Genomic DNA, 12,494 nt, shown 5'->3' on the forward strand with positions numbered 1-12,494 from the left:
TAAACAATTATTTATAAGCTGGATTAGTCAAAATACCACCGGAACGTACTACTTCCTTGTCCGGTATCGGGTAATATTCATGGTAAGGCCGCAGGTTATTTTTGATCACTTCATACTCTGCGCCGGCTGTTTCACTGACAGCCCGGAAGAAAACGCCCCACCTCACGAGGTCCCATTTACGGCCGTATTCGCCCATCAGCTCACGGGCACGCTCTTTTTTCACCTCTTCGAAGAACTCCGTCTTGCCCGGATAAGCCGGCAGCTTTAACGCATCATACGCACGGCTTTTTACTTCGTTGAGGCATTGGAGTGCGAGCCCCGCATCACCGGTCTCGTTGGCGGCTTCCGCCAGCATCAGCAACGCGTCTGCATAACGGAACACTTTCTGGTTATTGCCATCGGCGATGTTGTCCATAGCAGGACACCAGAATTTAGGTCCCATCCATGCTTTACCGGTACCGTTGTTCTGCATGGGGCGCTTGAAGTACGCACCGTTGTAGCTGTAAGCCAGGATCATCTCCCTGCGCGGATCGGCATAATCATAGAGTTGCATGAAATATTCGGTCGGCGTTACAGAGTTAAAGGGATTGGCTTTGGAACCCAGCTCCGGGATGTTCACCCCGTCATAGGTGCTGGTGCCGGAAGCCTTGGTGGGCGTGAAGAATGCTGCTACGTTGGTCGTCTTTTTCAGGCCGGTGGCCGACCAGGTGTACTGCACCTCAAAAATGGATTCCGCTGTGTTTTTATTGCGGAACCAGGTGTCCTCCAAAGGATACTGCGCCAGCTGGCCATACACCTGGCGGATGGCCTCCATCGCCTCCACGCATACCGGGTACTGCTTGTTCCACAGCGCCATCTTACCGATCAGCATATACGCCATCGCGGCGGAAATGCGGTTCTGCGGCACTTCGGAAGTACGGACCTGCGGCAGTTTGGGCGCATATTCCTGCAGTTCTTTGATCAGCTTGTCCCTTGTCTCCACAGCACTCATCCTGCCCAGCTTCATCACTTCGTTGAGGGCGGTCAGACTGTTAACGTTCTGTGTATAATAAGGCACATCGTTGAACGTGCTGGTAAGGATGTAATAGTACAAAGCCCGTAGTGCCACGGCTTCTGCTTTCAGCGGCGGCTTTCTGTCTGCCGGAATAGTAGCGTTGTCAATGCCCTCGATAGCGGCGTTGCAATACATCACACCATTATAGCAGGCAGTCCAGATGTTATCTCCCATACCCGGATTGGCAGGTGATATTTCGAATTTGGCATCCAGCTGCGAAGAATTGAGGAAAGCCAGGTCGGTAGAACCTTCCAGCGGAATGATCAGATCGGAAATATAGATACTGTTGAGCGGCATGTAACATCCGTTCAGCGCAGCAATACACTGGTTTTCGTTTTTGAAAAAATCACCGGGGCTCACGAAGCTGCCAGGCTCTTCTTCCAACAGCTTGCTGCAACCGGTCAACGCGGTAGCTCCGGCCAACAACAGTAAGGCAACGATATAATTCAGTTTTCTTTTCATACCCAATACTTTAAAATTTTAGTTCTGCACCGAAAGTGATGGTGCGGCTGGACGGATACGCACCGTTGTCCATACGGCGCATGGTAGAACCACCGCTCTGTGTGGACACCTCAGGGTCGTAGCCGTTGTAGTGCTTCCACAGCACCAGATTGTTGCCCCCCAGTGACAGGGAGACGGACTGCAGCCGCTTACCCGTAATCCTGCTAAGGTCAAAAGGATAGGCAATGGAGAAATTTTTGAACCGCAGGAAGGTAGCGGAATGCACAAACCGGTCGTTGGGAATATCGTCTTTGGAATCGGCGCGCGGGTAATCGGAATTGGGATTCCGCACAGGATGCCACGCATTTACCATGTAACGGTACTGGTTACTCAGGTAGGTACCGGTGCCCATGAACAATTCCGTAGGATTATAAATCTGTCCGCCCACACTGTAGTTAAAATAAAAAGAGACCATCAGTTTTTTAATCCTTATCGTATTCTGAATACCGCCATAGAAATCAGGATCGGCATTCCCCAGGTATACCAGGTCGTTGTTGTCGAGGATACCGTCATGGTTCTGATCGACGTAACGCTGACGGCCGGGCGAATAATAACTTACCGCCGACGAAGCGTATTGCCTGTCTTTTTTATCCTGCTCTATCTCTGCCTGGCTTTTCCATACACCGGCATACTCCATGCCCCACAAGGCATTCAGCGGCTGCCCTTTCACATAACCATACATCATATACTGGGCGCCATAAGGGTTGTCATACACAGACACCCTGTCCAGTCCGCCGATATCTTCTACCAGTTGCCTGTTGTGAGCGATGGTAAAGGTGGTAGACCAGGAGAAATTTTTCCGCCGGATATTTTCTGTGTTGACTGTCAACTCAATGCCTTTGTTGGACGTCTTTCCGATATTGGCCAGCCTCGAACCAAAACCGGTATGTGTAGGCAGCTGCACGGTCAGCAGGAGGTCGGAGGTATTGCTCTTATATACTTCCAGGGAGATGTCTATCCGCTTGTTGAGGAATGACAAATCCAATCCTGCGTTATAGGATGTCGTTTTTTCCCAGGTAAGCCCTTCATTTTCGATACGTGCCGGATAATAGGCCACCGGCTGTATACCGCCGAACAGGTAACCCGAAGAAGTGGAATTAAGGCGGGAAAGTGACTGATACCGGGAGATAGCGTCATTACCGGAAGTGCCGGCGCTCAGGCGGACGGACAACTCGCTGATATCCCGGAAACGGCGCATGAACGTTTCGTTGGCGATATTCCATTTCACGGCGGCAGATGGGAAGTACGCCCATTTATTGTGCTGCGAGAAGTTGGAAGCGCCGTCAGCCCGTCCGGTAGCAGTCAAATAGTACCTGTTGCGATAGTTGTAGTTGATACGCGCCAGGTGCGACATACGGCCCAGGTTTTCCAGCGAGGAACCGATATTGATCGTTTCTTTGGAGGGCAGGGCGCCCATATCGTTCGTGCCTACGTCATCGATAAAATAACCGTTGCCGCTGGCGGTCATGTTATTGAACTTTTTCTTCTGCACGGTAAAACCATACATCGCATCGAAGTTGTGCCTTTTGTTCCAGCTGTTTTTATAGGTAATGGTGTTCTCGTTCAGGATGTTGTTATCGTAGTAGCTGCGCTTGTATGCATAAGCGCCGGTGTTGGCGTTCGCACGGGACGGCATGGTGGAAGGAATGAACTGGTTGTCATTCTTACTGTAGTCAGTATATGAAACAGTGGACCTGACCAGGATATTTTTCACCGGGGTGATTTCGATGTATCCCATGGAGCTCAGGCTTTTTTCCAGGGCATCGTTTTGTTTGAGCTCCACATTGGCCAGCGGTGAATCGAAGAGGGTGCCGCTGTACCACTGGGTGTTCCAGTCGTTGAAGCTGCCGTCCGGCTTATAGGCCGGCATGGTGGGCGACAGGAAGATGGTAGAGCGGTACCATAACGTACTCGTGCCTACGTCGGCGTTATTGAGTTTACGCGCTATCTGCGAATAGTTGAAACGCACGCCCGCTTTCACATAACGGCTGATGGTCCTGTCCAGGTTGAGGCGCACCTGGTAACGTTGCAGGCCGCTGTTTTTGATGATACCCTGGTTGTTATTGTAGTTGGCGGAGAAGTAATACTGCGTGGCTTTGTCGCCGCCGTTGGCCGACAATGTATAGTTCTGGTATGGAGCCGTGCGGGTGATCTCTTTTGTCCAGTTAGTGCCTTCTCCCAATGACAACGGGTTGGGATAGGGATACTCTTCCAGCGGCTTTGTGGGATTGGCGGAGTTACTGAAATAAAAACGGTCGTTTTGCAGCTGGGCAAATTCTGTGGCATTCATGAGGTCCAGGTAACGGGGCAGTACGGAGCTGCCGAGATCGGAGCGGAAAGTGAAATTGGTCTTCCCTGCCCTGTTGGCGCCGGATTTGGTGGTAATGATGATCACACCATTGCTGCCGCGGGAGCCGTAGATGGCCGTAGAGGACGCGTCTTTCAGTACGTTGATGGACGCGATATCGGAAGGGTTCAGTTCATTGAGGCTGGTGATGCCATCCATCAGGCCGTCCACAATATACAGCGGTTCGTTGCTGGCGGTGATGGAGCGGGTGCCGCGGATGCGCACGGACGTAGCGGCGCCGGGCTCTCCGTCGGTGGAAACGATTTCCGCACCGGCAATGCGGCCTTGCAGCATCTGGTCTACCCGGGTGGCGGGGATGCCTTCAATATCCGCGGGGCGCACAATGGAAACGGCGCCTGTCAGATCTTTTTTAGCTACTGCACCGTAGCCGATCACCACTACTTCATTGATATCCTTTTTAGCCAGCGTCAGTCGTATGCTCAGCGGCTGTTGTTCCCGGGCGAGCACTACCACTTTTCTTTCGAAGCCGATATAGGTGATCAGCAGTGTGGCATTTTTCCCTGCCGCGATGCTGAATTCCCCTTTCTCGTTGGTCTGCACGCCATGAGCACTCCCGGCAACAGCCACGGTAGCGCCGGGAAGGGGATTGCCTTCGTTGTCCAGCACCTTCCCTTTTACAGGCGGGTCCTGGGCCGGCTCCTTGTCTGGTTGTGCCGGCGCTGCTGCTGCAGCGGGCTTCGCTTTCTCTTTAATAGTAATGGTTTTGGCGCTGATCTCAAAATCGATCGGCTGGTCGGCCATCACGGTACGCAGGAACTCCGTGATGTGCATGTTCTTCACGGTGATGGTCACCGGTTTTGTATGGCTTAACATGGCGGTGTTGTAAAACACGACGTAACCGGTTTGTTTTTCCAGCGCCTGGAAAATCTCTTTAAAAGAGAGATTTTTACCCGTCAGGGTGACGGACTGGCCCAGCGTGCGGGCCTGCACCTGCAGGCACAGGATGGCAGACAATAGCAGCATGCATGGCCACAGCGTGCGGCGGCCGGCTGTCCGGCTGCTGTCCTGCCGGGTGGTATTGTCCGGCAGAAGAGAAGGTCTTGTTGCGTAAAGCTGATTGGACATCATGATGGTGTTTCAGTATTTAAAGGATCATTACAGGCATACGATGCCCCGCTGCGCTCCCGGGGCGCAGTAATGGCTGGTATGACAATCTTTTTTGTTATTGAGTGATGATTAGTTTTCGTTCCTCCAGGCGATAATGTACGTTAGATATTTCCAGTATTCTCAATACGCTGCGCAGGTCCAGGTCACGCTCCATCTTACCGCCGAAGCGGATGTCCGGGACGCCTTTTTCGTAAACTACGGTGATATCGTACCACCGTTCCAGTTGGTTCATCACCTGCTGAATGCCGGCGTTGTCGAACTGGAACAGGCCTTCTTTCCAGGCGGTCACCTGGCTGGTATCGGCCGTTTGTATTTTAACGTCCGCCCCCGTTACAGCCGCCTGCTGTCCAGGCTTTAACAGCGTTGGCCGTTCTGCTGCCACCACCTGCACGCTGCCGTGCAACAACGTAGTGGTAACGGCCGGCTCGTTAGTATAGGCGTTCACGTTAAAACCGGTGCCCAGTACCCTGACTTCGCCCTGTGGCCCTGTCTTTACCCGGAAAGGTCTTGTGGCGGCCTGTTTCACTTCAAAATAGGCTTCGCCGTTCAGTTCCACCGTGCGCTCGGCGGCGTTAAAGCTGACCGGGTAACGCAGTGAACTGGCGGCGTTGAGCCATACTTCCGTACCGTCCGGCAAAACAAGGTGAAATAGTTTTCCACGCGGCGTGGACAAGGTGTTGTAAGCCGCGGCTCCGGCTTTGCTGCCACTATAAGCCAGTGTATTCTCTCCAAGATGAATAGCGGCGCCGGCAGCGTTACGGATACTGCCCTGGTGCAGGCTGTCGAGCATCACCTGGCTGCCGTCGTCGAGGGTGAGGATGGCGCTTTGCGATGCGGGACGTATCTCCTCCATCGTCTGCGGCGTCAACGTAGCGGTGACAGGTACTGACGGACGGCGGAGCAAATATCCTGCGGCGCCTGCCAGCAACAGCAGCGAGGCCGCGGCTGCCCACCAGCGCATACGCACGGCCCTGCCCCTCACCTGCGGCTGCCCACCGGCCTGTACGATGAGGGCCAGTATCTCCTTCGCCCGCTGATCAGGCAGCGCCCGTTCGTCGCCGGAGCCGGCGATCACTTCATCCAGCAGCTGCAACAGCTCCCCGTCGTGTTGTGACCGGGCAATCAGTTGCATAAGCTCCTGTCGCTCTGCTTCGGTGCTGGTATTTTCCAGCGATTTGCGGAATAATGATTCAAAACGGGACATGCGGTAAGCCGGATTTATGCCGGGTATATCAAAAGAAATCCCTGAAAAAGAAAAATGGGTCAGTGGAAAACAGAAAAAATATGCTTCATAACAATTCCTTAATAAGAAGCAGGGTGGCGTAGGTGCCCAGATGATAGCTGCAATAGGTACGAATGAAGTGCATCGCCTCCGCCAAATGGCGCTTCACGGTTTCAGGCGACAGGTTCAGCACCCTGGCCGCCTCTTCCCGCTTCATGCCATGTTCTTTGATCAGTTGGTAAACTTTCTGTTGCTGCGGCGACAGCCGGGATACGGCATCATGGAGTATCTGCCGGTATTCCTTCTCCAGCAGCCGCTCGCTGGAAGAGGCCACGGCCGGCAACAACCACTCTTCCTGGTCGGAGATAGCGTGACTGGTAGCCTGCTGTGCCAGCTGCTTCAGTGTTTTAAATACGCGGTTACGGGTAATGGTGAACAGCCAGGCGGTAAAGTATTGCAACTCCGGCAGCTGCGCCCTCTTCAACCATACTTTTAAAAATACGTCCAATACGATCTCCTCCGCCACCGCTTCTGAGCCGGTGATCTTCCAGGCGATGGTGTATACTTTGTTACGATACTGATGAAAAAGCGTCTCAAACGCCTTCTCATCTCCGTTGGCAATCGCCCGGAACAGGTCGTTGTCCGTATGTAGCTCGTGGGCGGTCATCCAGATAGATTTTGGTCACAAATATAATATGGCGATACTGTCACTGTAATGGCTATCGGAAAATCCGATGGTACGTGAAATTTTGGTTGCTGCTGTAAATCCGCCAGTGGCAGCCGCTTTCATCGCTTCCCGTTCAGGCCCGCCGCGACTGGATTTCATAATTAAATAACACAGGCAATTACGAATTACGGATTACGGATTACGAATTGAGGTTGCTTTCCTGGCAACTTCTTACAAGACGCTTAAAATATAAAACACTCCCCTGAAAAACAACATCGGGACATTAAAATACTTATCTAGATAACTACACACAAATACCAAAGTGATAAAAACTATTTGGGGCATGTACGAACAAACCGTTTGTTCATACATGCCCCAAATTCGTAATTCGTAATTCGTAATTGATTACCAGCCTTTATTCTGCGGCAACAGCCTGGGATTCAGCGTCAGCTCCTGTGTAGGGATAGGATACAGGTACATTTTCTCGTTCCATATCCTGTTGTTGATATCCGGATACACCCGGATGTAGCCGTTGGCGTCCAGTACGATGTCTTTCACCTGTCCCTGGTTAGGATACTGGGCTTTTACTTCGGGCCGCAGTTTCATACCGAGGATGGATTCGGGGTCTTCAATGAGTTTACCGGCATTCCAGCGTAGCAGGTCGTCAAAACGGAAACCTTCGGCGGCCAGCTCTATCCTTCTCTCACGGCGTATTTCGTCCAGCAGCACCGGCAGTCCCGGGAAGTCGGATTCCGGGTCTTTTCTCAACGCAGCAATTTGCATGGCCGGCATTCCCACTCTCGCCCGCAAACGGCTGATCGTCTGGTCGATCACGCTCTGATCGCACTCGTTGAGCTCTGCCTTGGCTTCGGCGTATACCAGCAACACCTCTGCGTAACGGAAAATGAACAGGTCCAGCGTAGACTGGTTGGCATTCCACTGTTCGAGGCTGGAAGAACGGCCCTTCACGCGCTGATAACCGGTGCTTGTAACGCTGGTGCCTATACGCGGCAGGGTGATAATATCCTTATTCCCGCTGGCGTCTACCTGGAACACAAAACCCGGCGTGGCGATCAGCTGCCCGAAACGGGGATCACGGTTGGTGATCTCCGCCTGGATGGAATCATCTCCTTTATAAGAGGGACTGAGCGACGCAGGCAGGCCATCGGTGCACAGGAAAGAACGCACAAAGCTCTTACTGAAACCGGTGTTGCCCTCTCCCAGCTGACGGGTGAGGTTGTGCATGAACACGTCTTTGATAAAACGTTTGGGCATAATCGCTTCTTTGTTGCCCTGCAGTTCTTCCTGAATAAACAGGTTGTAATAGTCGGTCGTGGGATGGCCGGTGCTATACAGGTCGTACCCTCCGCCGGTGATCACCAGCTGGGCTGCGTTGGCAGCTTCCCTTATCATGGGCTGGTCATCTCCCAGGTTGTGATACTTGCGGTAGGTGCCCTCCCACAGGCAGATACGCGCTTTCAGCGCGGCGGCCGCATATTTATGCAGGCGGCCTTTCTCCGCGCTGCCCGGTACCGGCAGATTGGCCACAGCAAAATTAAGGTCGGCCAGCACGGAGTCCATCACCTGCTTATGCGGCGTCCGCGGCAGGTTCAGCTCCGGTGAATTTTCATTCAGGTCTGTGGAGAACCAGGGCACATCGCCATAACGTTTCACTTTCTGCCAGAAATACAACGCACGGAAGAAACGTGCCTCGGCGGCATATTTGTTTTTCACCTCATCTCCTGCCTGGGCACGCTGATAACGGGCCAGGAAGTAGTTCACACTTCTCTCGTTCTTCCAGCTCCACTCCCCGCTATCATCATCTTTTACAATAGGCACGATGTACTGACCGGACAAAAACGGGTCCTTACTGCGCGGCACCATATTATCGGAGTTATTGTCGGAGTTGTTATCCATGACCGGCAGCGTACTGTAAAAACCGTTGCAGTACAATTTCAGGTCAGACTCATTCTTAAAAAAGGTCGGATCGCTGAAAGCGTCGTCCGGGTTAAGGTCGAGGAAAGAATCACGCTTACAGCCGGTTACTGCCATGACTGATAACGTTAACGCATATATGATATTTTTTCTTTTCATCATTATCATGTTTTGGATGGATTATAAGCCCAGTTGCAAACCGAAAGAAATGGCCCTGTTGAGTGGATAATCTTTCGCCTCAAATATTTCCGGATCGTAGGCTTTATGCAGTTTAGTGACTTCGAACAGGTTCTGAGCAGACACGTATACACGCAGTTTCTGCATCCGCATGGCGCGCATAGCAGAAGCGGGCAAAGTATACCCGACAGACAGGTTTTTCATACGGGCATAAGCGGCGTTCTGCAGGTATTTGGTTTGCGCCTGGAAATTGCCGCCGCCACCGAAACGCTGACGGGGGTAATAAGCGTTGGGATTTTCAGGCGTCCAGTAATCCAGCTGGTATACCATCGGTACGTCCCATTCGCTTTTGAAGCCCCAGAAAGTGTTGCCGTCGAGCATCACGTCCCGTTTGCCGACGCCCTGGATGAGGATATTGAAGTCGAAGTTTTTATACTGTACGGAGAGGTTCAGGCCGAACTGGTAACGAGGTGTTTTGTTACCGATCACGCGGCGGTCGCCCGGATCTACGGCGGTATTCTGGCCCCTGGTGATTTTTTTGTCGTCGTTCAGGTCTTTGAACCGGATATCGCCGGCCAGCCATTTGCCGTTCCACAGGTTGGACTGGTCTGCGGACGCTGCTTCTGCATCTGACTGGAAGAAGCCGTCGGTCACATATCCCCATATCTCGTCCAGCTTCTGGCCTACATAATAGGAATTGCTGCCCAGTGTTTTGGTGGGATTGAGGTCATAGCGGGTGATGGTAGCGGAATAGTCGGATAACGCGAGGTTAACTTCATAGGAAAGATCGTCATTGATTTTATCTCTCCAGTTAACGCCCAGCTCCCAGCCTTTGGTACGCATTTCACCGGTGTTCACTTTCGGAGCGGAGGTACCGAGGATGCCGGGCAGCGGATAACCGTTCAGCAACATGTCTTTGGTATCGCGGATGTACCAGTCAAACGTAGCACTGAGGCGGTTTTTCAGCAGGGTGACATCAATACCGAAGTTGCGGGTGCTTACTTTTTCCCAGGTGAAGTTCTGGCTTACCAGGCCGGGAACGCCTACGTACACGCCTTTCTGATCGTCGAAGATATAATCCACTTTACCGCCTGGCATCGTGGGGATGTAGGGGTAAATATCAGTATTCGCGTTCTGGTCAGGATTCAGCGCCTGGTTGCCCAGCGTACCGTAAGACGCGCGCAGCTTCAGGTCGTTGATCACCTCCAGCAATGGTTTGAAAAATCCTTCTTCCGATACGCGCCAGCCGGCAGATACGGAGGGCAGGAACACATAGCGGCTGCTGGCCGGGAAACGGGAGGTGCCATCATAGCGGCCGTTGACTTCCAGCAGGTATTTGTTGGCATAATCATAGTTCAGGCGGAAGAAAGAACCTGCCAGCGCCCAGCTGTACTGGCGGCCGTCGGCCAGCGGGCTGTTATCGTTGTTGAGGTTGATAGCCGGCATGGTCTGATCGATAAGGTTTTTCACTTTTACATTAAACCCTTTCACCTGTTTCTTTTCCTGGTTGTAGCCCACCATGGCTTTCAGGAAATGTTGTCCAAACTGGCGGGAGTATTCCGCGTAGGCATTCAGCGCCGTATAATAGTCGTTGTTATTGCTTTCCTTTACGCTGCTGGGTTTACTCCAGGGGAAAGTGCCCAGCAGTATGCCGTTGGCGCCGTATTCCTGGTATTCTTTATAATGCTGCTGGTTGTTCAGCCCGTAGCTGTTCCAGGTGTAATCGCCTACGATACGCAGGTTTTTCAGGGGTTTCAGCACGAAGCCGCCGGTGAGCCAGAGATCATTGGCCGTTTCTTTGGTGCGGCCGTTAAGGGTGGCGAGGGCCACGATGTTGGTAAACGAGCCCTGTCCGGAGAAGTGGCCGTCGGGGTGGTATACAGGCATGATCGGGCGGAGGTCACCGGAGATCCAGCCGGATGAAAGGCCGCCATGGCTGGCAGGAGTGGGTTTATTGCTCTCGGTGCGGTTGAGCATCATTTTCATATTCAGTTCCAGCCAGGAAGTAGCTTCAGTGTTCAGCTTCAGGCTGGCGTTATATCTTTTAAAATCTTCATTGGCCACTTTCAGCAACCCTTTCTGATCGAAGTAACCGAGAGAGGCGACGTAGCCGGTTTTACCCTGGCCGCCGGAGATAGACACGTTATGGTCCATCATGGGGGCCCATCCGGGGTACAGTTCTTTGATCCAGTCGGTATTGCCTACATAGCGGTACTTGGAGGGGTTGGCCGGGTCCACATACACCGGCAGGTTGTTGGCCGGGTCTTTGAAATAGGCGACCGACCGGGTAGAATCTTCTGTGGTAAAGGGTTCAGAGGCTGCGTTACCGCCAGAAAGCTGGCCGGTGCGGTCTGCCTCGCGGTGCATACGGATATAGTCTACCGAATTGAGGTATTTCGGCATACGGGTGGGGCGGGTGATGGTATAGGAGGTGGAGTAGTTGAGCCGCAGCGGCGCATCTTTACCGGGCTTTTTGGTGGTGATGAGGATCACGCCGTAAGCGCCTCTTACCCCGTAGATAGCGGCGGATGCGGCGTCTTTTAATACGGTCACATTGGCCACGTCAGCCGGATTGATGAGGTTGGGATCCATCTGTACGCCATCTACCAGTACCAGCGGGCCACCGCCGTTGATAGAGGTGTTACCGCGTACGTTGAAGGTGGCGCCTTTGCCGGGAGCGCCGTTGTTCAGGTTCACGTTGAGGTTGGGCACCATGCCCTGCAGCCCCTGCGCCAGGTTCACCAGCGGACGGCTCTCCAGCTTTTTACCATCCAGCGTGGCTACGGCGCCGGTGAGGTCCCCTTTTTTCTGGGTACCGTAACCTACCACCACCACCTCGTTGAGGCCCTGGGTATCTTCCTGTAAGGTGATGTTAAGGGTGGTACGGCCTTCCACGGCGACGGTCTGCTGGATGTGCCCGATAAAGGAGAACACCAGTGTGGCGTTGTCCGGGGCATTCAGCTCATATTCGCCGTTAGCGTTGGTAACAGCGCCGGCATTAGCGCCGGAGACTTTTACCGTTACGCCGGGCAGCGGTTCCCCTTTGGCGTTGACCACCTTTCCTTTGATATGTTTGTCGCGGATCTCGTTACCGGCGCGGCTCACCACCACCACGTTATTGTCCAGTACTTTGTAGTGCAGGCGGAGAGGTGGCAGCAGGCGGTCCAGCACTTCCGTCACCGTCACGCCGCTCATATCAACAGATAGCGGGGCTATGTCTTTCAACTCATCATTGTTGAAGAAAAAACGGTAATTGGATTTTTTCTCCAGCATGATCAGCATTTTATCCAGCAGGGTGGCCTCTGCCCGGATATTGATCTTTTTCTGGGAATAAACACTGGCAGAAACCTGCGCTACCAGCAATAGCAACAACGTGGTGAATTTCATAATCAATAACATCTGCTGGACCTTCGCCCATACGGGGGGAGGTCCCGACTTAGTAAATTTTTTCATACCTTGGATT

At 53.0% G+C, this 12,494-nt stretch carries 6 protein-coding genes; all 6 read right to left on the reverse strand.

From position 1 onward, the window contains the following. Nucleotides 1-7 precede the first annotated feature (7 nt). Nucleotides 8-1,516: a RagB/SusD family nutrient uptake outer membrane protein gene (locus HF324_RS28665; protein ID WP_168861427.1), complete on the reverse strand. Its 1,509-nt coding sequence runs from the start codon at nt 1,514-1,516 to the stop codon at nt 8-10. A 10-nt stretch (nt 1,517-1,526) separates the two neighbouring features. Then, nucleotides 1,527-4,991, reverse strand: coding sequence for a SusC/RagA family TonB-linked outer membrane protein (locus HF324_RS28670; RefSeq protein ID WP_168861428.1), 3,465 nt, complete (start codon nt 4,989-4,991; stop codon nt 1,527-1,529). Between the two features lie 94 nt (nt 4,992-5,085). Continuing rightward, nucleotides 5,086-6,234, reverse strand: coding sequence for a FecR family protein (locus tag HF324_RS28675; protein WP_168861429.1), 1,149 nt, complete (start codon nt 6,232-6,234; stop codon nt 5,086-5,088). A gap of 85 nt (nt 6,235-6,319) precedes the next feature. Continuing rightward, entirely contained in the window at nt 6,320-6,919 is a 600-nt protein-coding gene (locus tag HF324_RS28680; protein WP_168806717.1) for an RNA polymerase sigma factor, read from the reverse strand. A gap of 405 nt (nt 6,920-7,324) precedes the next feature. Then, nucleotides 7,325-9,016 (reverse strand): RagB/SusD family nutrient uptake outer membrane protein, encoded by a 1,692-nt coding sequence (locus tag HF324_RS28685; RefSeq protein ID WP_220101248.1) that lies wholly within the window; start codon nt 9,014-9,016, stop codon nt 7,325-7,327. 18 nt (nt 9,017-9,034) lie between these two features. Then, entirely contained in the window at nt 9,035-12,484 is a 3,450-nt protein-coding gene (locus tag HF324_RS28690) for a SusC/RagA family TonB-linked outer membrane protein (RefSeq protein ID WP_168861430.1), read from the reverse strand. Nucleotides 12,485-12,494 lie beyond the last annotated feature (10 nt).

The organism is Chitinophaga oryzae (assembly GCF_012516375.2).
Classification (GTDB): domain Bacteria; phylum Bacteroidota; class Bacteroidia; order Chitinophagales; family Chitinophagaceae; genus Chitinophaga; species Chitinophaga oryzae.

Bases quoted from the DNA above. Each gene is read 5' to 3' on its own strand.
- HF324_RS28685 (WP_220101248.1), bottom strand. From the start codon at position 9,016: ATGATGAAAAGAAAAAATATCATATATGCGTTAACGTTATCAGTCATG.
- HF324_RS28665 (WP_168861427.1), bottom strand. From the start codon at position 1,516: ATGAAAAGAAAACTGAATTATATCGTTGCCTTACTGTTGTTGGCCGGA.
- HF324_RS28690 (WP_168861430.1), bottom strand. From the start codon at position 12,484: ATGAAAAAATTTACTAAGTCGGGACCTCCCCCCGTATGGGCGAAGGTC.
- HF324_RS28680 (WP_168806717.1), bottom strand. From the start codon at position 6,919: ATGACCGCCCACGAGCTACATACGGACAACGACCTGTTCCGGGCGATT.
- HF324_RS28670 (WP_168861428.1), bottom strand. From the start codon at position 4,991: ATGATGTCCAATCAGCTTTACGCAACAAGACCTTCTCTTCTGCCGGAC.
- HF324_RS28675 (WP_168861429.1), bottom strand. From the start codon at position 6,234: ATGTCCCGTTTTGAATCATTATTCCGCAAATCGCTGGAAAATACCAGC.